Source organism: Streptomyces buecherae (genome assembly GCF_014295035.1).
In the GTDB taxonomy this organism is placed as follows: domain Bacteria; phylum Actinomycetota; class Actinomycetes; order Streptomycetales; family Streptomycetaceae; genus Streptomyces; species Streptomyces youssoufiensis.
Window position 1 is genome coordinate 5833300 of the sequence record NZ_CP060404.1, and the last position, 20982, is coordinate 5854281.

Consider the following 20982-nt stretch of genomic DNA (forward strand, 5'->3'; position numbering starts at 1 on the left):
GCCCGTGCGATACGGGCGGTGCGGCCGGGCCGCCGCGCTGGAGTGGGGCGCGGCGCTCGCGGGACGTGACGCGCCGCGGCGTTCGTCGCCGGCCCGCGCGCCCCGGGCACGCCCCTGGGCTCGCCTCTCGGGGCCGCTCGGGGGTCGATCAGGGACCAGTCAGGGTCCGACCCGGCATCGATGGGGTTGGCTCGTTCGTTGCCGGAGCAGGGCAGAAGGACAATGTCCGGGGGGATCGGCGCGATCGGGTGGAGTGGATGGAACGGACGTACGGGGACATCGACGGCACGGGCACGGGCGGTACGGCGGACGCGGACACCGGCGGCGGGCGGGGGCCGGCGGCCGGCGGCACGCGGCCCGCGCCCGGTGGCGGCGGGCCGGGCGGACCGCTGGCGTTCAGCGCCGCCGACCAGGAGAAGCAGCGTGCCGTGCGCCGGATGAAGACGCTGGCCACGGGCCTGCTGCTGGCCGTCGCGCTGGTGTACGTGCTGGCCAAGTGGGCCCAGTCGGCCGGGCTCGGTGGCTGGAGCGGGTACGTGGCGGCGGCGGCCGAGGCCGGGATGGTGGGCGCGCTCGCGGACTGGTTCGCGGTCACGGCGCTGTTCCGCCGCCCGCTGGGGTTGCCGATCCCGCACACGGCGATCATCCCGACCAAGAAGGACCAGCTCGGCCACAGCCTGGGCGAGTTCGTCGGCGAGAACTTCCTCGCCGGTGACGTCGTACGGCAGCGGCTGCGGGCCGTCGGCATCGGCAGCCGGCTCGGCGCCTGGCTGGCCGAGCCGGCACACGTGGACCGGGTCACCGCGGAGCTGGCCACCGCCGTGCGCGGCGCGCTGACCGTGCTGCGCGACGCGGACGTGCAGGCCGTGGTGGGCGAGGCGATAACGCGCCGGGCCGACGCCCAGGAGATCGCGCCGGGCCTCGGCACCATGCTGGAGAAGGTCGTCGCCGACGGCGGGCACCGCCGGGTGGTGGACCTGGTGTGCGTGCGGGCCCACGACTGGCTGACCCTGCACAGCGACTCCGTCATGGACGCGGTGACCGGCGGCGCCCCCGGTTGGACGCCGAGGTTCGTGGACCGCAAGGTCGGTGACCGGGTCTACCGCGAGTTGCTGCGCTTCGTGACCGAGATGCGCGACATGCCCGACCACCCCGCGCGCGGCGCGGTGGACCGGTTCCTGGCCGACTTCGCGCGCGACCTCCAGTCCGACACCGACACCCGGGCCCGCGTCGAGCGGCTCAAGAGCGAGGTGCTCGGGCGCGGCGAGGTGCAGGACCTGATCGCGTCGGCATGGGGTTCGGTCCGGGCGATGATCGTCGCCGCGGCCGAGGACGAGCGCAGCGAGCTGCGGCTGCGGGCCCGCGCGGCGATCCTCTCCCTGGGCACCCGCCTGGCCACCGACGAGCGTTTGCAGCGCAAGGTGGACGGCTGGCTGGAGGACGCGGCGGTGTACGTCGTGACGACGTACCGCGGCGAGATCACCTCGCTGATCACCGAGACGGTGGCGGGCTGGGACGCGGAGCACACCTCCCGCAAGATCGAGGCCCACATCGGCCGCGACCTCCAGTTCATCCGCATCAACGGCACGGTGGTGGGGGCGCTGGCCGGACTGCTGATCTACACGCTGACGCACACGGTGGTCGGCTGAGGCCCCCGCCGGCCCCGTTCGCGCGGCGGCCGGGGCGCCCGGAACAGGGGGACGACACGGAGACGGACGGCGGGTGCCCCTGGCGGGGTGGCCGGGTGAACGGGAGGGGTGGCGCCGGCTCGCCTCAACGGCAGGGCCCCTCACGTGGCGGGGCCGGGGCGAGCCCGACAGGAGGTGGACGAGCAAGCCCCGCGCGATCAGCCAGTGACGTACTGCTCGGCGTACTCCGCGGTGGGGGCGATGGGCGTGATCACGTCGATCAGGACGCCGTTGGGGTCGGCCACGATGAAGTGCCTCTGCCCGAAGTCCTCGCTACGCAGCGCGAGGACGGGGTGCAGCCCTTCGCCGGTGACGAGCCGTTCCCATTCCGCGTCCACGTCCTCCACCTCGACATTGAGCAGCACGCCCTGCGCGGGGACCCGGTAACCCTCGGGGAGCGTCGGGTGGGTGTGGTCGAGGAGGGCGAGTTCGTACCCGGGCTCTCCCGGCCGGCGCAGGCTGACGTACCAGTCGGCCTCGAAGGTCGTCTCGAACCCCAGCAGCCGGGTGTAGAAGTCGCGGGACTCCCGCAGCTTCGCTGTGCCGATCACGGGATAGAAGCCGGTCAGTCTCATGCCTGAACCCTTTCGCATACCATCGGTATGCCAAAACGCTATTCACGTACCACCGGTATGTCAATGAGGAGTGCGATGCGACCACACGGCATCCGGGCGCAGCAGCGGGAACAGACCAGGCAGGCGCTGCTGCGGGAGGGCAGGCGCCTGTTCGCGGGCAGCGGTTACGGGGCTGTGGGCCTGGCGGAGATCGTCCAGGCCGCCGGGGTGACCAAGGGCGCGCTTTACCACCACTTCACAGGCAAGGCGGACCTCTTCCGCGCCGTCCTGGAGGAGTCGCAGCAGGAGGTGGCCCGCCGGGTGGCCGTGGCCGCCGACGTCCACGACGACCCCTGGGCCCGACTGACCGCCGGCTGCGAGGAGTTCCTCACCGCGACCGCCGATCCGGACATCCAACGGATCATGCTCGTCGACGGCCCCGCCGTGCTGGGATGGAGCGAGTGGCGGGCGATGGACGAGGCCGCCTCGGCCCGCCACCTCGCCGACGCGCTGTCCCTGCTCATCGACGGGGGGATCATCCCCCCGCAGCCGGTCGCGCCGCTGGTCCACCTGCTGTCGGGGGCGATGAACGAGGCCGCCCTGTGGCTCGCCTCCTCCTCCGACCCCGCGGACCTGGACCACACCAAGGCCGCGCTGGCACGGCTGCTTGGGGCGCTGCGCACCGCCTGACGCGGCGGTCGCCGTGCGGGCCGGCGGATGACGGCTTGCCCGGTGCGGTGCGTGCGGGCCCGCGGGGGCCCGCACGGGCCTCGCGGTGTCATGGGCGGCGGTAGAGGCCCCACGTGGCGGGCTGGTGCTGCTCCCCAGGCTCGACCCGGGTCGCCAGCTCGGGTCCGACGCGGCGACCGGCGGACCGGTGAAGGGGCTGGCTCCGTGCCCGGGCGCTTGCTGTGAGTGGCCTCAACTGGGCTTGTACATCAGGGAGTTGGACTTTGTCGAGTCCGGTATAAGACGCCGAACGGGATTGCTACTGTCTGTGACCCGATCGTCGCTCACGTGGCGTCGGCGCGCCACTGAAGCGGGCGTGACAAGGCTTTCTCTGTCACATGCGGAGAGTGATCGAACGTGAAACCCAAGACCCAGGCGGGCCGTACGACCTCATCTGAACTGTTCGGCGCCCTGTTGCGGCACTTCCGGATCAGGGCCGGGCTGACGCAGGATCAGCTAGCCGGTGTCCTGCCGGTGGATCGTTCCCTCGTCGGGCACTTCGAAGCGGGTACCCGCACGCCCGACCGCAAGCACGTTGAGGTCTTCGACGCTCTGTTGGGCGCCGACGGGCTGCTGTTGGAGATGTGGGAGAAGATCGACTGGGCCGCCGCGCAGCCCAAGCATCCTGACTGGTTCAAGCGCCGGGCGGAGATGGACGCCGAGTTGACGGTGTTGCGTGAGTACCAGAGTCAGGTGATGCCTGGGTTGCTTCAGACCGAGCCGTACGCGCGGGCGCTGTTCCAGCAGAAGAGCCTGAGCGGGGACGAGGTGGAGCAACTTGTGCGGGCGCGACTCAGCCGGCAAGAACGCTTCCTCGACCCGGACGGGCCGCTGTTGATCTGCGTGATCGACGAAAGCGCGCTCCGTACCGTTGTTGGCGGTCCCCGCGTGATGCGCGATCAGTGTGCACACCTGCTAGCCGTGGGGCGGCAGCCGAACATCCGAGTGCAGGTTGCGCCAGCAGAAGGTGCGCATCTCATGCGCCCCAACACGCCAATGTCGCTGATCACGCTTCCCAGTGGGCGCGACTGGCTGTACTCGGAGTCGCTCGACAGAGGCCACTTCTCTTCCCATCCAGCAGTTATCGCGAAGCATGCGCGGGACTACGATGTGCTGCGTGCGGATGCCCTGTCCGCTGACGAGTCCGCCGCTCTCATCCGAGACGTGATGGAAGGGTATGGCCAGCATGAACACCCCCGAACTCAGCGCGGCGATGTGGCGCAAGAGCAGCTACAGCGGCAACAACGGCGGCAACTGCGTCGAGGTGGCCCCCGGATTCGCCGGCGTCGTTCCCGTGCGTGATTCGAAGGACCCCAACGGCCCGGCGCTTGCCTTCAGTTCGTCGGCGTGGGCGGCTTTTGTGGCGGGTGTGAAGGCGGGGGACTTCGGCGGGTAGGCGGATGCCCTGTCCGCCGACGAGTCCGCCGCTCTCATCAGAGACGTGATGGAAGGGTATGGCCAACATGTACACCCCCGAACTCAGCTCGGTGACCTGGCGCAAGAGCAGCTACAGCGGCAACGACGGCGGCGACTGCGTCGAGGTGGCCCCCGGATTCGCTGGCGTCGTTCCCGTGCGTGATTCGAAGGACCCCAACGGCCCGGCGTTGGCTTTCGACGCTTCGGCGTGGTCGGCGTTCGTAGCGGGTGTGAAGGCGGGCGACTTCGGGGCGTAGGCGATGAGGGGCGCGTCGGTTCGGCATTCGCCCCGCAGCCGGCGTTTCGCCGCCGCCGCGCTTACCGCCAGGCCGCCCCGCACCGCGCCAGTGGCCCCGCTCGTAAGGCGAGTTCGAGTAGGGCTGCTGGCGCGGGCCGGGCGTAACGTACCGGCTAGCGCAGGACGGTGGCCCGCACCGTCTCGATCGGCGCGCCGATGTCCCACCACTGCACCGTGCCCCGCGCGGTGTTGTAGGCGCCCGTGCCGCCGGTGATGGCCATCTCGACCGTCTTGGACCCCTTCACCGCGAGCGACTGCATGGTCAGCGAGCCGCGCTCGAGGTCCAGGGTGACCAGGCACTGCATCGTCATCTTGGCGCCGTCGAGGTGCACGCCCTGGCACGTACCGCCGCCCCGGCCGATCGTGCGGCCGTCCTTGACGAGCGAACCGGAATAGGAGTTCATGTCTCCCAGGCTGGGGCCCGACGGGGCGAGGTCGTTGTCCGCGTACTGCTCGTTGTGGAACGTGAAATCGATGATCTCGGCCTGCTTCTTGTCCGGGGCCTGCTCCGGGGTCTGCGCGCCCGCGGTGCCCAGCGTGCAGAAGCCGACCGTGGCGGCGGCCAGGGAAACGGCGACGCACTTCGCGAGCGTCGCTCGCCTCTTTCCGCGCTTCAGCGGATTTCCCTCCTTCCGCGAGTGCGCGGCAGCGGATTCCAGGTGACTGGCGACCATGATGGGACCTCCTCGGGTGTTCCCCTGTGTGAACACCCATGACGCTATGACCCGCCAGTCAGGGCGTCTAAGTCCAAAATCGTATGGCGTCATATTCGCGGGGGCATAAAGGAGTTGGGCGCGGGCGGGCGGAATTCCCGGGTGTGTGGGGGGCGCGGGGCAGGCCGCCTGGGAGGGGGCGGTGCGGCCCGTGGGCGGCGGGCGGCTCCGCGCCGCTGGCGGCTCGGGGCGGCCCCGTGCCCGCCGAGGTTCGCGCCCGACCCCGGCCGGGCTCAGACGTGCAGGGTGCCGTCCAGGACGGTGACGGCGTTCCCCGTGAGGTGGACGCGGTCGCCGTGCAGGGCGGTGCGGATCACGCCGGTGCGCGCGGAGACCTGGAACCCGGTGAGCCGCTGCCGGCCGAGCCGCGCCGACCAGTACGGGGCGAGGGCCGTGTGGGCGCTGCCCGTGGCGGGGTCCTCGCGGATGCCCTCGGCCGGCGAGAAGAAGCGGGAGACGAAGTCGTACGGCGGCCTGTCCTGGCCGTTCTCCCCGAACTCCCCGTTCCCGCTGGGCTCCCCGGCCGCCCCGGCCGCCCCGGCCGCCGCGTGCGCGCCGGCCGGTGGGGCCGTGATGATGACGCCGCGCAGCCTTTCCCGCCGGGTCAGTTCGGCCATGGCGGCCAGGTCGGGGGTCACGGCCCGGACGGTGGCCTCGTCGGGCAGGACGGTCAGCAGGTCGCCGAGCGCGCCCGTGCGGTACGTCGCCTCGGGCTCGGTCCCGAGCACGCCGACCAGCCCGTCCGGCACGGGCACCTCGGTGCCGGGAGCGGCGGGGAAGTCCAGGGTGATGCTGCCGCTCGCGTCGGCGTGCGTGACGAGGACGCCGCTCTGGCGGCTGGCGAACCGTACGGCGCCGAGAACGCCGTGTTCGGTCCGCAGCACGTGTGCCGTGGCCAATGTGGCATGCCCGCACAGGTTGGTCTCGACGAGCGGGGCGAACCAGCGGATGGCCCAGTCGGCCTCGTCGGACGCGGGCAGCGGCAGGGCGAACGCGGTCTCCGAGTGGTTCATCTCGGCGGCCACCCGCTGCATCCAGGCGTCCTGCGGCCATGGCCCGGCGGGCAGCAGGCACACGCCCGCGGGGTTTCCGGCGAACGGTCGGTCGGTGAAGGCGGTCACCACGTGTATGCGCATGCCTCGGACCGTAGCCATGCCAATCGCGGCCGTACCAAAGCCAATGAGGGGAGGGTGGTCTGGTTTGCGGCGGCTACGGGAACGCCACGCCCGGCTCGCGACTCCGGTAAGCGGGCTGTCACCGGTAGCGGCCCGGCGCGGGCGGGCGTCGCACGCCGCGCTGCCCCGGCCCTGCGCGGGGCCGGGGTAGCGCGGCGCGGACGGATCGCCGGTGGTGCGCCCGCCGGTGGGCGCCGGGTCGCGGCGGCGCGCCTGGCGTACGGGCGGTCAGCAGGGCGGGCAGAAGCCGAACTCGGTGAGGCACTCCCTGATGAGCTGGCGCAGGCAGTCCCGGCTGGGCGGGTCGCCCGGGTCGCCCTTGGGGCCTCGGCAGCCCCGGGGGCCGGCGGGTCCGGTCGGTCCGCACGGGCCCGGGACACCCTCGGGCCCGCGCGGCCCGACGGGGCCGTCGCGGCCGTCGACGCCGTCCAGCCCGGCGGGGCCGGGCTTGCCGTCCTTGCCGTCCCGGCCCGGTGGCCCCGGCGGTCCCATCGGTCCCGGGCAACCCTCGGGCCCGGGCAGCCCCGATGGGCCTTCGGGTCCCGTCGGTCCCTCCAGTCCGCGCGGGCCCGGCGGTCCTGGCGGCCCCGCTGGTCCCTCCGGTCCGGCCGGGCCCGTGGGGCCCGGGCATCCGGGGAGGCCGGGCGGGCCCTGCTTCCCCGGTGGTCCCTGCTTCCCCGGTGGCCCCTGGGGGCCGGGCGGCCCTGGGGGACCGCCCGGCGGGCGTGGCGGGCAGCCCTCGGGCGGTTGTGGCGAGCAGCAGCAACAGCAGCACTGCCTCGGCGGGCACGCGCAGGGCGGGTCGGCGGGAGGGCCACAGGGCGGGTCGGCGGGAGGAACGCAAGGCGGGTCGGCGGGAGGAACGCAACTGTCGCGAGAGGAGGCGTCCTCCTGGGTGGTGACGGTTATGGTCGGTGTCTCGGACGGTGGGGCCATAGCGCGCCTCCTGGAATTCTTGCCGGATGCAAGGGGGTAATCGGTGCCGGCCGGCCCTCTTCTCCCGGAAGCCGCGCCACCAGGCGAAAGAACGTCTTCCAGGCGCGTCGTGGAGGGTGGCGGCGACAGGAGTGAGATGGTGAATTCGCCGTACCGGATGGTGAGTCGAGCGCCTCGATAAACGTGCTCGCTACTCGCTCCCGTTTCTCCTGCCGAATATCCCCACCCCCCGCAATGGGTAACCCTTCTGCCGGAAAGGCACAAAATAGGACTCCGCCTCGACCGGAATTGAATTCTTCGAACCTTCTGCCCGTCGCGCATATGTCATGCCGAACACCCGGGGTAGTGCCGGTCGCCGGCCACCACATGAGCGCACCACCGCCCGAAGGTGCCCCGCGCGCTGGCATGGCGCCCCGCGGCCCGAACCCGCCGGCGCGCGCACGCGACCCCGCTCCGGCCCACCCCGACCGCGCACCCCGCGGGCGGGGCGCCGCGCCCCTGGCGGGGCGCGGCGGCTAGGGTCGGGCGCCGTGCTGCGACGATCTTCCCTGCTGTGGCTGCTCGCGCCCTACGTGCTGTACCTGGGCGCGCTGCCGCTGGTCAACCGGGTCCACCCGACCGTGTTCGGGCTGCCCTTCCTGCTGTTCTGGATGGTGGTGGCCACCGTGCTGACGCCGGTCGCGGTGTGGCTGGCCTGGCGGGGCGACCGCCGGCGGGGGCGGGCATGAGCGCCGACGCCGCCGTGGCCACCTCGATCTTCGCCGCGTTCATGGTGTTCACCGTCGCACTCGGGCTGCTGTCGGTACGCGTCGGCCGGAGGACGCGGAAGGCGGCCGGCGGCGAGCGGGGCGGCGGGCTCGCGGACTGGTCGGTGGGCGGGCGCAGCCTCGGGAGCGTGTTCATCTGGGTGTTGATGGCCGGCGAGGGCTACACCAGCTTCAGCTACCTGGGCGCCGCCGGCTGGGGCTACAACGTCGGCGCGCCGGTGCTGTACGTCATCGCGTACATGTCGTGCGGCTACGCCGTCGGTTATCTGGTCGGGCCGATGCTGTGGGGGTACGCGCGGCGGCACGGGCTGGTGGGGATCACCGACATGGTGGCGCACCGGTACGGGCGGCCCTGGCTCGGCGCCCTGGTGGCGGTCGGCGCGACCGTGTGCCTGTTGCCGTACATCCAGTTGCAGATCACCGGGATGGGCGTGGTGGTCTCCACCATCTCGTACGGGGCGATCAGCCTGAACTGGGCCTACTTCCTGGCCTTCGCGATCACCACCGGTTTCGTCGTGGTCAGCGGGCTGCGGGGCAGCGCGTGGGTGTCGGTGCTCAAGGACGTGCTGGTCATCGGCACTCTCGGCTTCCTGGCGTGTTACGTGCCGGTGCACTACTTCGGCGGGTACGGGGACTTCCTGGGCCGGTTGGTGGACGAGAAGGCGCAGTGGCTGACCTTTCCCGGGCACGCGTCGGGCGGGTTGGACCAGGGGTGGTTCGTCTCGACCAGCTTCCTCAACTCGCTGACCGTGGTGATCTTCCCGACCACCGTCGCCGGCTACCTCGGCGCGCGCAGCGCCGACACGCTGCGGCGCAACGCGGTGGCGCTGCCGATCTACAACGTGCTGCTCCTGGTGCCGATGCTGCTCGGCATGGCGGCGCTGTTCGTGGTGCCGGGCCTGGTGGGCGCCGAGTCGAACCTGGCGCTGTTCAAACTGGTCGTGGACTCGCTGCCGGCCTGGGCGGTCGGGGTGATCGGGGTGGCCGCCGCGCTGTCCTCGATCGTGCCGATGGCCGTATTCATGCTGGTGATCGGCACCATGTGGGGCCGCAGCGTGCTGGGCCTCGTACCGCGCCTGGCGAGCCGGCAGAAGCTCGGTTCGCAGGTGGTGGTCGTGGTGGCGGGCGCGCTGGCGCTGCTCCTGACGTACACCGCGCCGAACACGCTGGTGCGGCTGTCGCTGATCTCGTACGAGGGGATGGCGCAGCTCGTGCCGATGCTGCTGGTCGGCCTCGCGTGGCGGCGGATGACGCTGTACGGGGCGCTGAGCGGGCTGGTGGTGGGCGCCACGCTGGTGTCGGTGTTGGTCTTCACCGACCGCGATCCGCTGTGGGGCGTCAACGCGGGGCTGCTCGCGCTCGCCGTCAACCTGGCCGTCGCCCTCGCCGTCAGCCTGCTCGGCCCGCGCGACACGGACGAGCGGCCGGACGCCGAGGTGTTGGCCGACTGGGATCCGCCGGCCAGCGCGCCGGCCGGGGCGGCCGAGCCGGCCAGGTCAGTGGGGCCAGCCGGGCCGTCCTCGGCGGGCCAGGCGGGGGGATAGGCGGCGCGCCGACCGGGGGAGGCGGCGCCGCGCCCCGGCCGGTGCGCGCGGTCGCCGGCGCGCGCGGTCAGGGGGACTCGGGGGCCACCGCGCGGGACTCGGTCGCCGAGCGGCGGGCCGCCTCCAGGACGGCGAGGGCCGCGGCGGCCTGCGCGCCGGTGACCGGCGGCGGGCCGCCGGAGCGCAGGGCGCGCTCGATGGCGGCGTAGTACGCGGGGTAGTCGCCGGGCTCCGTCGGCACCGCCTCGCCGGGGTCGTCCAGCGGCGAGGCGCCCGCGCCGATCCGTCCCCAGGCGGACTCAGGTTCCACGCCCCAACCGGGGCCGTCACCGGGGCGGCGGCCCGCGCGCAGCGCGGCCTCCTGCGGGTCGAGCCCGTACTTGACGTAGCCCGCCGCGCTGCCGAGCACCCGGAAGCGCGGGCCGAGTTGGGCCGTGGTGGCGCTGGCCCACAGGTGCGAGCGCACGCCGCTGGCGTGGGTGAGCGCGAGGAAGGTGTCGTCGTCGGCCTCGGCGCCGGGGCGTCGTACGTCGCACTCGGCGTACACCGAGGTCACCGGGCCGAACAGGGTCAGGGCCTGGTCGACCAGGTGACTGCCCAGGTCGTACAGCAGGCCGCCGATCTCGGCCGGGTCGCCGGACTCCCGCCAGCCGCCCTTGGGCCGGGGCCGCCAGCGCTCGAACCGGGACTCGAAGCGCTGCACGTCGCCGAGCGCGCCCTGGCGGACGAGGCGGGCGACGGTGCGGAAGTCGTTGTCCCAGCGCCGGTTCTGGAAGGCGCTCAGCAGTAGCCCGCGCTCGTCGGCGAGCGCGCTGACCTCGCGCGCCTCGGCGGCCGTCGCGGCCAGCGGCTTGTCGACCACGACCGAGAGGCCGGCCTCCAGGGCGGCGCGGGCCAGCGGCACGTGGGTGCGGTTGGGCGAGGCGATGACGACGAGGTCCAGCTCGTCCGCGGCGGCGAACAGCTCGTCCGCGCCGGCCACGGCCCGCAGGTCCGGGTAGGCGTCCTGGGCCTCGCGCCGCCGCTCGGGGCGCGAGGTGACCACCGTGTGCAGGCGCAGCCCCTCGGTGGCCGCGACCAGCGGGGCGTGGAAGACCGAGCCGGCGAGCCCGTAGCCGATGAGCCCGACGCGTAGCGGCCCGCCGCGCGTCAGCGGCGGTCGCGGGGCGACGGCCTCGCCCGCCCGCCCGTCGTTCGGGCCGGTGCCCTCACCGGCCCCGCCGTCCGGGCCGTTTCCGCTGCTGACCTGGGCCTTGTCGGCCGTGCCGTGGGTGCCATCCATGCGGAGGACTCTGGCAACGCCGCCCCCGAAGCGCAAGCGGCGCGCACGGTGGCCGGGGCGTGCCGCGCGGGCGGTGTGGCCTGGGCGGGCGAGGGGTTACGGGGCGATGGCGCCCGCCGCCCGGCCCTCGACGAGCGGCGTCAGGCCGTCCAGGAGCGCGTTGAGGCCGGCCGCGAAGAGGGCGTCGAGTCGCAGGTCGTAGCCGTTCTCGAAGCTCCCGACCACCTTGGTGAAGGTCGGGAAGCGGCCGGAGTCGACCAACTCCGTCAGCGCCGGGGCCCGGCTGTCCATCCACTGGTCCTCGGACTGGCCCGTGGCCGCCTCGGCGTGCGCCTCCCACTCCAGGTGCACGGCCAAGCCCTGGATGTGGCTGTAGACGAGGAGGTGGATGTCGAACAGCGTGGTGGGGTCGAGCCCGTGCCCGTCGAGGGCGCGCAGCATCCACTCGCCGTGGCCCACCAGGTTGGGTACGAGCAACGGGCGGGTGAGGGAGCCGAGTTGGGCCAGCCACGGGTGCTCGCGGTACAGGCCCCACAGGGTGTGGGCGCCCAGTTCCAGGCGCGGGCGCCAGCCGGCGGGCGGGTCGGCGGGGTAGCCGCGCTCGCCGTAGGCGGCGTCGGCCATGAGCTGGATCAGGTCGTCCTTGCTGGGCACGTACCGGTACGGCGACATGACGGCGACCCCGAGCCGCGCCGCGACGCCGCGCATGGACAGGGCCGCCAGCCCCTCGGCGTCGGCGATCTCGATCGCGGTGCGCACGATCCGCTCCAGGCTCAGCTCCTGGTCGGCGGCCGGTCCGGAACCCGGGCCCGACCCCGACCCCGACCCCGGGCCCGGGGCCGGGGTCGGGGTCGGGCGGGCGCGGTCGGCGCGGCGGGGGTGGCGGGGGTGGCGACCACGGTGCCGGCCCGGGGGCGGGCCACCACGAGCCCTTCGAGGCGCAGCGTGGTCAGGGCCTTGGTGGCGGTGGCCAGCGCGACGCCCCATTCCCTGGCGATCTGCCGGGTCGAGGGGACCCGGTCGCCGGGGGCGAGTTCGCCCTCGGTGATGCGCCGCCGCAACTCGCCGACGATGCGCAGGTAGGGCGGCTGGTCGGGGGCGCCTGTGGGCTTCGTCACAGCGGGCCGCCTCTCTGTCCTGTACTAGCGCAGAGGCTAGCAGCGCGGACGCCGAGCGGAACGTAACTGCCCTAGTACAGTGCGGGCGTTCGGCCAGTTGAGAGCGGTGTGCGTGCGCCGTACGTTCAGCGCGTACGCAGCGAACTGGAGGCCCGAAATGCAGACCGTCCTCATCTCCGGTGGCGGCATCGCCGGATCCGCCCTCGCCTACTGGATGCACCGCCACGGCTTCGCGGTCACGGTCGTGGAGCGGGCCGCCGGGCCGCGCCCGGGCGGGCAGGCCGTGGACATCCGCGGCGTCGCGCTCGACGTGGTCGAACGGATGGGCCTGCTGGAGCGGGCGCGCGGCGCGCGCACCCGGATGCGCGGCATGTCGGTGCTCGACCCCGAGGGCCGGGAGGTCGAGCGCTCCACCGAGGTGGCGCTCAGCAGCGGCCGGCTCGACAGCCCCGACATCGAGCTGCTGCGCGAGGACCTGGTGCGGATGGCGTACGAGCACACGCGGGCGGACGTCACGTACCTCTTCGGCGACAGCGTCACGGCCCTGGCCGACGGCCCGACCGGCGTGCGGGTCGAGTTCGCGCACCGGCCGCCCGCCACCTTCGACCTGGTACTCGGGGCGGACGGGCTGCGCTCGACCGTGCGGCGGCTGGCCTTCGGGCCCGCCGAGCGCTACACCCACCACCTGGGCAGCTACCTCTCCGTCTTCAGCGCGGACAACTTCCTGGGCCTGGACGACTGGCAGGTCTGGCTGCGGGACGGTGAGGTGGGCTTCGTCGCCATGCCCGTACGCGACAACACCGAACTCCGGATCGCCTTCGGCTTCGAGTCCGCCCCGCTCGCGCCGGAGCTGAGCGACCCGGCCTCGCTGCGCCGGCTCATCATCGACAAGCTGGCCGCCCTGCGCTGGGAGGGCGACCGGCTGGCCAAGGCCGCCACGGACGCGCCCGACTTCTACTGCGATGCCATGGCCCAGGTCCGGATGGACCACTGGACGCGGGGCAGGGTGGCCCTCGTCGGTGACGCCGGCTACTGCCCCTCGCCGCTCTCCGGGCAGGGCACCAGCCTGGCCCTGGTGGGCGGCTACGTGCTGGCCGACTGCCTGGCCCGGGCGGGGGGCGACCACGCGGCGGCGTACGCGCGTTACGAGCGGCGGCTGCGCTCGTACGTCACCCTCAACCAGGCCCTGGCCACGGAGAACCCGGGCCAGCCGCCGACCGAGTCGTCCATGACGCACGCCAAGGGCGCGCTCGCGCTGGACGACTGACGGTCGCCGGGCGCGGCCCGCACGGCAGTCGCCCCGGACGCGCGGCCCGCACGGTGGTCGCCCGGGGCGCGCGGCCAGCTCGAACGAGTGGCCCCCGAACGGCGGGGCGTACCTAGGCCGATCGGGCGGGATCGCGGCCGGGCGGTGGGCCGGACCGATGACGCGGTGTGGGGCGCGCGGCGGCGCGGGGGATGTTGCTGAGACGAGGGAGCATCCCCTAGCCCCCGAGCAGAGGTCACCATGCGTTCGCCCAGCGCCCCGTCGTCGGAGCCCGCCACCCCGACCACCACCGCCACCCCGACCGCCTCACCCGCCGCCCCGCCCGTCGCAGCCTCGCCCGTCGCCGCCCCGGTGGTCGTCGTCGCCCTGGCGGCGGCCCTGCTCGGCGCGGCCCCGGCCGCCGCGTCAGCCGCGCCCGCCGCCGAGGCCCCGGCCGACCGGGTGGCCGCGCTCGCCCCCGAGTGCGGGGACGCCTCCGACGCCGACTTCCCGATCGGGACCACGCTGCACGCCGGGCCCGGCACCTACCGCGCCGGCGACGGCTGGCGGCATTGGCGGCTCGACCTGCGCAACACCACGCGGGTGGCCTGCGCCGCCATCCACCCCGTCGCCCTCTTCGCCGACCAGGGGCACGCGCTGCGCCCCGGCCACCTGCGGGTCGAGTTCCGCGACCCGTACGCCCCCGGCGGGCAGCGCTGGCGGCCGGTGCGCTTCGAGGCGACCGACCAGGACGAGAACGTCGGCGTCTTCGACGGCGGCAGCCGCCGCGTCGTCGACGGGGGGAGCCGCCGGGAGGTGCCCCGCTTCGAGGGGTTCACGGTGCCCGCGCGGGAGACGCTGACCGTACGGGTACGGGTCAGGTTCGCCGCCGACGCGCCGACCGGGCCCGCCTCCGCCGCCGTGACCGCCATGCAGCGCCAGCACCAGGACGGGGACTGGGTCGGCCAGTCGGGCACCTACCGGTTCACCATCGAGGCGCCCGCCGCCGCCGCCCGCCCGAGCGAGCCCGGCGACGCGGACGGGGCCACGGACGGGTCGGGCGGCGACGCGGACACGCGTCCGCCCGCCGACACCGACGCGTCCGAGACCGGCACTCGTCCTGGTGGCGGCGGCACCGGGGCCGGGAACGCGCCCGGCGGCCACCGTGAGGCGGGAGCGGGAGCGGGAGCCGGCGCCGGCGCCGGCTCCGGGGACGACGCGGCGACCCCGGGCGACGGGCCGGCCGGGGGCGGGGCGGGGGTCGAGCCGGGTGAGCCGCCGGCCGACGCTCCGCCGCGGCTCGCCGCGACGGGCTCGGGCCCGCCGTGGTGGGGCCTGTTGGCGCTGGCGCTCGGGCTGGTCGGCGCCGGCGTGCCGCTGGTGGCCCGCGCCCGCGCGGCCCGCCGCTGACCCGGTCCGGGAGCGCGCCCCGGCCGGGCGGCGGCCGGACGGCGCGGGCGCGCGGCGTCCTCTCGCCGGGTGGTGCGAGGATCACCGCGTGGAATACCCGAACGACCAGGCACCTGGCGCACCGATCAGGGCGGGCGTCCCCGAGCACGGGCGCATCCCCAAGTACTACGCCGTCAAGACGCAAGTCGCGGCGCTGATAGAGGAGTTGGGGGAGGGCGAGCTGCTGCCGACCGAGCGCGACCTGGCGGTGCGGTTCGAGGTCTCGCGCGAGACGCTGCGCCAGGCCCTGCGCGAACTGCTCCTTGAGGGGCGGCTGCGGCGGATGGGGCGCGGCACCGTGGTGGCCGGGCCCAAGCTGGAGCAGCCGCTGTCGCTGGCGAGTTACACCGAGGGCGTGCGGCGGCAGGGCCGCAGGCCGGGTCGTACGCTCATCACCCTCGACCAGTTCCCCTGCCCGCCCGGCCTGGCCGCCGAGTTGGAGCTGGAGCGGGGCGTGCCGGTCTGGCACCTGGAGCGGGTGCTGCTCGCGGACGACGAGCGGATGGGCCTGGAGAGCACGTACGTGGAGGTGGCCCGGGTCCCGAAGTTGGCCACCGACTTCGAGCCCGACTCGTCCTTCTACGGCTACCTGCACGAGCGGCTCGGCATCGGGTTCGGCGACGCGGACGAGCGCCTGGAGACGGTGTTGGCCACCCCGCGCGAGGCGTTGCTGATCGGCACCCCGCCCGCGCTGCCGATGCTCCTCATCCACCGGATCTCGCGGGACCAGCGGGGGCGCCCGCTGGAGCGCGTGCGCTCGCTCTACCGGGGGGACCGGTTCAGCTTCACCACCCGTCTGGGCCCGTCACCGACCTGAGCCCACGCGCCCGTCCGCGCCCGTTCTGAGCCGGCCGCGCCCGTCCGCGCCCCCCTCCCGGGTTCGCCGCCACGTAGGCGGCCGACCGCACCGGCAGTGGCTCCGGCACCGCTCGGCAGAACGCCCATCGATGCGCCAAGCGGGACGAACTGACGCGCCATAAGGTCACGGGAGGATAACGGGTCTAGGCCAGGTTTGCGCCCGTGTTCACCTTGTCGTCGCCGCCCAGACCCGTTTGGGTCACTCCGCGCCGCGACCGTCTGGGGCATGCGAGTGATAGTCGTCGGAGCCGGCGTGGTGGGCACCATGCACGCCTGGCAGGCAGTGGAACGCGGCCACGAGGTCGTACACATCGAGCGCGAGGCCGAGGCCCGCGGCGCCTCGGTGCGCAACTTCGGCCTGGTCTGGGTCGGCGGACGGGCCGGTGGCGCGGAGCTGCGCACCGCGCTGCGGGCCCGCGAACTGTGGGAGGAGATCGGCGCCCGGGTGCCGGGGCTCGGCTTCCGGCCGAACGGCTCGCTCACCCTGGTCACCAACGAGGCCGAGCTGGCCGTGGCCCGCGCCGCCACCGAGCTGCCGGACGCCGCCGAGCGCGGCTACAAGCTGCTCGACGCGGCCGAGGCCCGCGCCCTGAACCCGGCGCTGCGCGGCGAGTTCGCCGGCGCCCTGTGGTGCGAGCGCGACGGCGCGGTCGAGCCGCGGGTCGCCCAGCGCGCGCTGAAGGACGCGCTGCTGGCCTCCGGCCGCTACACCTTCGTCGGCGGCCGAGAGGTCCGCGAGGTCACCGGGCCCGGCGCGGTCCGCGACGACCACGGCACCACGCACACCGGCGACGCCGTGGTGCTGTGCACCGGCGCCTGGCTCGGCGGCCTGGTCCGCGAGCTGGCCCCTCAGCTACCGGTGCGCCGGGTGCGGCTCCAGATGATGCAGACCGCGCCGCTCGGCGAGGCCCTGACCACCTCCGTCGCCGACGCCGACAGCTTCCGCTACTACCCGGCCTACCGTGGCGAGGCGCTCACCGCGCTGGCCGAGGCCCAACAGCAGACCCCGATCGCCGCCGAACACAAGATGCAGTTGCTCATGGTGCAGCGCGCGGACGGCGGGCTGACCATCGGCGACACCCACGAGTACGCCGAACCGTTCCACTTCGACGTCGTCGAGGACCCCTACGAGCACCTCGGCCGCGTGGTCGAGGGCCTGCTCGGCCGCCCGCTACCGCCGATCCGCCACCGCTGGGCGGGCGTGTACGCGCAGTGCCTCGACCCCGGCCGGGTCGTGCACCGCGAGCGCGTCGCCGACGGCGTGTGGCTGGTGACCGGGCCCGGTGGCCGCGGCATGACCTGCTCGCCGGCGATCGCCGAGACCACCGCGAACGAACTGGGCTGGTGAACGACGTGACACAGCAGCACACCCCGCAGCAGACCACCACCGACGAGCGGGCCATCAGGCTCGTCGTCCTCGACATGGCCGGTACCACCGTCGCCGACGACGGCCTGGTCGAGCAGGCGTTCACGGCCGCCGCCCGCGAACTCGGCGTCGAACCCGACAGCCCCGAACACGCGGACCAACTCGGCTACGTACGCGCCACCATGGGCGAGTCGAAGATCTCCGTCTTCCGCCACCTGTACGGCACCGAGGACCGGGCCCAGCGCGCCAACCAGGCGTTCGAGGCCGCCTACGGCGCGCTCGTGGACGCCGGCCACTGCGCGCCGCTGCCCGGCGCCCGGGAGGCCATCGAGGAACTGACCGCGCAGGGCCGCACGGTCGCTCTCAGCACCGGCTTCGCCCGCGCCACCCAGGACGCCATCATCGCCGCGCTCGGCTGGCGCGACCTGGTCGCGCTCACCCTGTGCCCCTCCGACGTCGGCGGCCGGGGCCGCCCGTACCCGGACATGGTGCTCGGCGCGCTGCTGCGCACCCACGCCGCCGACGGCGTCCAGCAGATCGCGGTCGCCGGCGACACCGCGTACGACATGCGCTCGGGCCGCCGCTCCGGCGCGAGCCTGGTCGCCGGCGTGCTCACCGGGGCGCACGACGCGCGGCAACTGCGCGCGGCGGGCGCCACCCACGTCCTCGACTCGGTGGCCGCGCTGCCCGCGCTCATCACCGCGTACGAGGCCGACTCCGGTGCCGGTGCCGGTGCCGGTGCCGATGCCGGGTCCGCGGGGGCCGCGCCGTGAGCGCGCACTCCGCGCCGGCGGCGCCCGCCAGCGGCATCCGCTTCGAGCGCGTCACCGTCGCGTACGGCAAGCGCGGCGAGTCCGTGGCCCTGGACGCGCTCGACCTGACCGTCGAACCGGGCGAGGTGATGGCGCTGCTCGGCCCGTCCGGGTCCGGCAAGACCACCGCGCTGCGGGCGGTCGCCGGCTTCGTGCGGCCCGCCTCGGGCCGGGTGTTCATCGGGGACCGCGACGTCACCGCCCTGCCGCCGCACCGGCGCGGCATCGGCATGGTCGTCCAGCAGTACGCGCTCTTCCCGCACCTGCGGGTCGCGCAGAACGTGGCGTTCGGCCTCAAGGCGCAGCGGGTACCGCGCGGCGAGATCGCCGGGCGGGTCACCGAGGCGCTGGAGATGGTCGGCATGGCCGACTACGCCAGGCGCTACCCGCGCGAGCTGTCCGGCGGGCAACAGCAGCGCGTGGCCATCGCCCGCGCGCTGGCCATCCGCCCCGGCGTACTGCTCCTGGACGAGCCGCTGTCCGCGCTCGACGCGCAGTTGCGCTCCGGCATGCTCGCCGAACTCGCCCGGCTGCACCGCGAGTTGCCCGACGTGTCCATCCTGTACGTCACCCACGACCAGGTCGAGGCGCTCACGCTGGCCGACCGGATCGCCGTCATGGACCGGGCCCGGCTCCAGGACTGCGGCACCCCGCAGGACCTCTACCGGCGCCCGCGCACCGAGTTCACCGCCTCCTTCGTCGGCAACGCCAACCTGCTGCCGGTCACCGTCGGCGGCGCCACGCCCGGCTCCGTACGCTTCGCCGACACCGAACTCACCGTGACCGGCGTCGACGAGTCCGGGCACGGCCCGGCGCCCGGCGCCGACGCCACGCTGTGCGTCCGACCGCACCTGGTCGGCCTCGGCGAGGGCGAGAACACCCTGCGGGGCACCATCGCCGAGGTGCAGTGGCGCGGCTCCACGCACCGGCTGTTCGTCGACGTCGCGGGCCACCGCGTCAAGGCCGACGTGCGCGAGCTGCGCGAGACGCCGGCACTCGGCCAGCCGGTGGCGCTGCACTTCGCCGCGCACGACGCCGTCCTGCTCCCGGCCGGCACCGCGCCGCAGGCCACGGTCCCCGCCGCGACCCAGACCCCGGCCCCGGTGGCGACCTCCGCCCCGGTCCCCGCCCCCGCCCCGGGCCTCGCCGCCGCCGGCGTGGCCAAGGGCGTGGCACCCGGCGCGGGAGGTGCGACCGATGGCTAGCGCCAGCGCCTCCGCCCGCCCGGCGACCCACGCCACACCGGCCAGCACGGAACCGACCGGCACGCAGGCGAAACACGCCCAGCCAGCCACCACCGCGCCCGCCGACCGGCGCGACCCGGAACGGGGCGCCGGGCGCGGCGGGCGGGCGGCCGGGCTGACCCGGTGGCTGTGGGCGCTGCCGCCCGTCGCCGTCCTCGCCCTGGTCTTCCTCTACCCGCTCTACCTGGTCGTCGAGCAGTCCTTCAGCCCCGACGAGGGCGGCACCTCGCTCGCCCCCTACCGCGAGGTGTTCGCCTCCGAGGCGTTCCGCGAGGCGCTGTGGACGACGGTGTGGATCGCGGTCTGCGCCACCATCGGCTGCCTGGTCCTCGGCTTCGTCCTCGCGCTGATCATCGCGTTCGTCCCCTTCCCCGGCGGCAAGGCCGTCGCCAAGTTCATCGACGTCTTCCTCTCCTTCCCGTCCTTCCTGATCACGCTGGCGCTGCTGTTCATCTACGGCACGGTCGGCATGGCCAACGGCGTGTACACGGACGTGACGGGCGCGGCCAGCGGCCCGTTCGACTTCCTCAACACGCCCTGGGGCGTCCTCCTCGCGGAGATCACCTACTTCACGCCGTTCGTCATGCGCCCGCTGCTCGCCGCCTTCTCCGGCATCGAGACGGCCCAGCTCGAAGTGGCCTCGTCGCTCGGCGCGCGCCCCGCGCGCATCGTGCGGCAGGTGATCCTCCCCGAGGCGCTGCCGGCCCTGGCCGCCGGCGGCAGCCTGGTGCTCGTGATGTGCCTCAACGAGTTCGGCATCGTGCTGTTCACCGGCGCCAAGGGCGTCACCACGCTGCCGATGCTCGTGTACAGCGAGGCGATCCTGGAGTCCGACTACCCGGCCGCCTGCGTCGTCGCCGTCGTCAACATCGCCATCTCGGTGGGCCTGTTCGGGCTCTACCGGGCCCTGGTCGCGCGCACCGGGCGCGGCGGCGAGGGCGCGCTGCTCAAGGGGGCCCGCCGTGCTGGTGCATAGCCGAACCGGCCGCTGGACGGCCTGGATCGTCTTCTTCGCGCTCTTCCTGCCCCTGTTCGCGCTGCCGCTCCTGGTCATCGTCGCCGCGTCCTTCGCCACCCACTGGAGCGGCGCCTTCCCCTCCGGGCCGACCACCGAGCACTACGGCGCGGCGGTACGCGGCGAGTCCCTGGAGGCCCTCACCACCAGCCTGGTCACCGCGCTGACCGCCAGCGTCCTCGCGCTGGCCGTCGGCACCTGGGCGGCGCTCGCCGCGTCGGCGCTCGGCCGGCGCGCCAAGCGGCTCCTGGACGCGCTGTTCATGCTGCCGGTCGCGGTGCCCTCGGTGGTCGTCGGACTCGCCGTACTGGTCGCGTTCAGCCAGCCGCCGATGCTGCTCAACGGCACCCGCTGGATCGTCATCCTGGCGCACGGCGTGCTCGTCACCGCCTTCGCCTACCAGTCGGTCTCGGCCGCGCTCGCCCGCCTCGACCCGGCGTACGAGCAGGCCGCCGCCAGCCTCGGGGCCCGGCCCTGGCTGGTGCTGTGGCGGGTCAAGCTGCCCCTGCTGCTGCCCTCGCTCAACGCCGCGGCCGGGCTGTGCTTCGCGCTGTCCATGGGCGAGCTGAGCGCCACGATGATGCTCTACCCGCCGGACTGGATGCCGCTGCCGGTACGCGTCTTCACCGCCACCGACCGAGGCGCCCTGTTCACCGGCTCCGCCGTCGCCGTGGTGCTGATGGGCAGCACGCTCCTGGTCCTGCTGGCCGTCTCCCGCATCCGCACCCGCGCCAGCTACCGCTGACCCGCCCGCGCCGGGCCGGCCCCCGCC

General features: G+C 74.2%; 22 protein-coding genes. 15 read left to right on the forward strand and 7 right to left on the reverse strand.

Going from position 1 to position 20982, the window contains the following annotated elements; translation table 11 throughout:
• Positions 1-257: 257 nt before the first annotated feature.
• The gene (locus H7H31_RS23070) at positions 258-1649 is read left to right on the forward strand and encodes a DUF445 domain-containing protein (protein ID WP_187061780.1); all 1392 of its coding nucleotides are present in this window, start codon (positions 258-260) and stop codon (positions 1647-1649) included.
• A 197-nt stretch (positions 1650-1846) separates the two neighbouring features.
• On the opposite strand, the gene H7H31_RS23075 is transcribed toward H7H31_RS23070, so the two are convergent.
• Positions 1847-2263: a VOC family protein gene (locus H7H31_RS23075; protein WP_187061781.1), complete on the reverse strand. Its 417-nt coding sequence runs from the start codon at positions 2261-2263 to the stop codon at positions 1847-1849.
• A 75-nt stretch (positions 2264-2338) separates the two neighbouring features.
• Here H7H31_RS23075 and H7H31_RS23080 point away from each other — a divergent pair, with 75 nt between their 5' ends.
• From H7H31_RS23080 to H7H31_RS23090, 4 genes are all read left to right on the forward strand, one after another.
• On the forward strand, positions 2339-2932 hold the full coding sequence (locus H7H31_RS23080) for a TetR/AcrR family transcriptional regulator (RefSeq protein ID WP_187061782.1): 594 nt from the start codon (positions 2339-2341) through the stop codon (positions 2930-2932).
• Between the two features lie 396 nt (positions 2933-3328).
• Positions 3329-4273, forward strand: coding sequence for a helix-turn-helix domain-containing protein (locus H7H31_RS23085; RefSeq protein WP_187061783.1), 945 nt, complete (start codon positions 3329-3331; stop codon positions 4271-4273).
• Positions 4185-4367 carry a DUF397 domain-containing protein gene (locus H7H31_RS34270; RefSeq protein ID WP_232110031.1) on the forward strand — a complete coding sequence of 61 codons (183 nt, stop codon included), beginning with the start codon at positions 4185-4187 and terminating at the stop codon, positions 4365-4367. The genes H7H31_RS23085 and H7H31_RS34270 overlap by 89 nt, the downstream gene beginning before the upstream one ends.
• Positions 4368-4434: 67 nt before the next feature.
• A complete protein-coding gene (locus tag H7H31_RS23090; RefSeq protein ID WP_187061787.1) occupies positions 4435-4644 on the forward strand; it encodes a DUF397 domain-containing protein in 210 nt (69 codons plus the stop codon).
• A gap of 154 nt (positions 4645-4798) precedes the next feature.
• Here H7H31_RS23090 and H7H31_RS23095 read toward each other — a convergent pair whose 3' ends face one another.
• The 3 genes from H7H31_RS23095 to H7H31_RS34275 all read right to left on the reverse strand — a co-directional run bounded on the left by H7H31_RS23095 (position 4799) and on the right by H7H31_RS34275 (position 7065).
• A complete protein-coding gene (locus H7H31_RS23095; protein ID WP_187061784.1) occupies positions 4799-5359 on the reverse strand; it encodes an allene oxide cyclase barrel-like domain-containing protein in 561 nt (186 codons plus the stop codon).
• 272 nt (positions 5360-5631) lie between these two features.
• Entirely contained in the window at positions 5632-6534 is a 903-nt protein-coding gene (locus H7H31_RS23100) for a PhzF family phenazine biosynthesis protein (RefSeq protein WP_187060620.1), read from the reverse strand.
• A gap of 267 nt (positions 6535-6801) precedes the next feature.
• On the reverse strand, positions 6802-7065 hold the full coding sequence (locus H7H31_RS34275; protein ID WP_217189519.1) for a collagen-like protein: 264 nt from the start codon (positions 7063-7065) through the stop codon (positions 6802-6804).
• A 974-nt stretch (positions 7066-8039) separates the two neighbouring features.
• Between H7H31_RS34275 and H7H31_RS34280 the strand changes: the two genes are divergently transcribed.
• Both H7H31_RS34280 and H7H31_RS23115 read left to right on the forward strand, forming a co-directional pair.
• On the forward strand, positions 8040-8237 hold the full coding sequence (locus H7H31_RS34280; protein ID WP_232110032.1) for a DUF3311 domain-containing protein: 198 nt from the start codon (positions 8040-8042) through the stop codon (positions 8235-8237).
• On the forward strand, positions 8234-9820 hold the full coding sequence (locus H7H31_RS23115) for a sodium:solute symporter family protein (protein WP_187060622.1): 1587 nt from the start codon (positions 8234-8236) through the stop codon (positions 9818-9820). Before H7H31_RS34280 ends, H7H31_RS23115 begins: the two co-directional genes overlap by 4 nt.
• Positions 9821-9887: 67 nt before the next feature.
• Here the strand turns inward: H7H31_RS23115 and H7H31_RS23120 are convergent, their stop codons facing one another.
• The 3 genes from H7H31_RS23120 to H7H31_RS34290 all read right to left on the reverse strand — a co-directional run bounded on the left by H7H31_RS23120 (position 9888) and on the right by H7H31_RS34290 (position 12220).
• Positions 9888-11102, reverse strand: a complete 1215-nt coding sequence (locus H7H31_RS23120) for a Gfo/Idh/MocA family protein (protein ID WP_187060623.1) — start codon at positions 11100-11102, stop codon at positions 9888-9890.
• A 96-nt stretch (positions 11103-11198) separates the two neighbouring features.
• The gene (locus H7H31_RS34285; RefSeq protein ID WP_232110033.1) at positions 11199-11861 is read right to left on the reverse strand and encodes a TetR/AcrR family transcriptional regulator; all 663 of its coding nucleotides are present in this window, start codon (positions 11859-11861) and stop codon (positions 11199-11201) included.
• 14 nt (positions 11862-11875) lie between these two features.
• A complete protein-coding gene (locus H7H31_RS34290; protein WP_232110034.1) occupies positions 11876-12220 on the reverse strand; it encodes a GntR family transcriptional regulator in 345 nt (114 codons plus the stop codon).
• 157 nt (positions 12221-12377) lie between these two features.
• Between H7H31_RS34290 and H7H31_RS23130 the strand changes: the two genes are divergently transcribed.
• The 8 genes from H7H31_RS23130 to H7H31_RS23165 all read left to right on the forward strand — a co-directional run bounded on the left by H7H31_RS23130 (position 12378) and on the right by H7H31_RS23165 (position 20955).
• Complete coding sequence (locus H7H31_RS23130; RefSeq protein ID WP_187059652.1) at positions 12378-13487, forward strand: FAD-dependent monooxygenase; 1110 nt, start codon at positions 12378-12380, stop codon at positions 13485-13487.
• Positions 13488-13727: 240 nt separating this feature from the next.
• The gene (locus H7H31_RS23135; protein ID WP_187118068.1) at positions 13728-14876 is read left to right on the forward strand and encodes a hypothetical protein; all 1149 of its coding nucleotides are present in this window, start codon (positions 13728-13730) and stop codon (positions 14874-14876) included.
• A gap of 88 nt (positions 14877-14964) precedes the next feature.
• A complete protein-coding gene (locus H7H31_RS23140; protein ID WP_187060818.1) occupies positions 14965-15732 on the forward strand; it encodes a GntR family transcriptional regulator in 768 nt (255 codons plus the stop codon).
• A 267-nt stretch (positions 15733-15999) separates the two neighbouring features.
• Positions 16000-17121, forward strand: coding sequence for a TIGR03364 family FAD-dependent oxidoreductase (locus H7H31_RS23145; RefSeq protein WP_187060819.1), 1122 nt, complete (start codon positions 16000-16002; stop codon positions 17119-17121).
• Positions 17118-17912 (forward strand): phosphonatase-like hydrolase, encoded by a 795-nt coding sequence (locus H7H31_RS23150; RefSeq protein WP_187060820.1) that lies wholly within the window; start codon positions 17118-17120, stop codon positions 17910-17912. The genes H7H31_RS23145 and H7H31_RS23150 overlap by 4 nt, the downstream gene beginning before the upstream one ends.
• Positions 17909-19156, forward strand: coding sequence for an ABC transporter ATP-binding protein (locus H7H31_RS23155; RefSeq protein WP_187060821.1), 1248 nt, complete (start codon positions 17909-17911; stop codon positions 19154-19156). Before H7H31_RS23150 ends, H7H31_RS23155 begins: the two co-directional genes overlap by 4 nt.
• On the forward strand, positions 19149-20171 hold the full coding sequence (locus tag H7H31_RS23160) for a 2-aminoethylphosphonate ABC transporter permease subunit (RefSeq protein WP_187060822.1): 1023 nt from the start codon (positions 19149-19151) through the stop codon (positions 20169-20171). The genes H7H31_RS23155 and H7H31_RS23160 overlap by 8 nt, the downstream gene beginning before the upstream one ends.
• Complete coding sequence (locus tag H7H31_RS23165) at positions 20158-20955, forward strand: ABC transporter permease (protein ID WP_176161818.1); 798 nt, start codon at positions 20158-20160, stop codon at positions 20953-20955. The genes H7H31_RS23160 and H7H31_RS23165 overlap by 14 nt, the downstream gene beginning before the upstream one ends.
• The last annotated feature ends 27 nt before the right edge of the window (positions 20956-20982 follow it).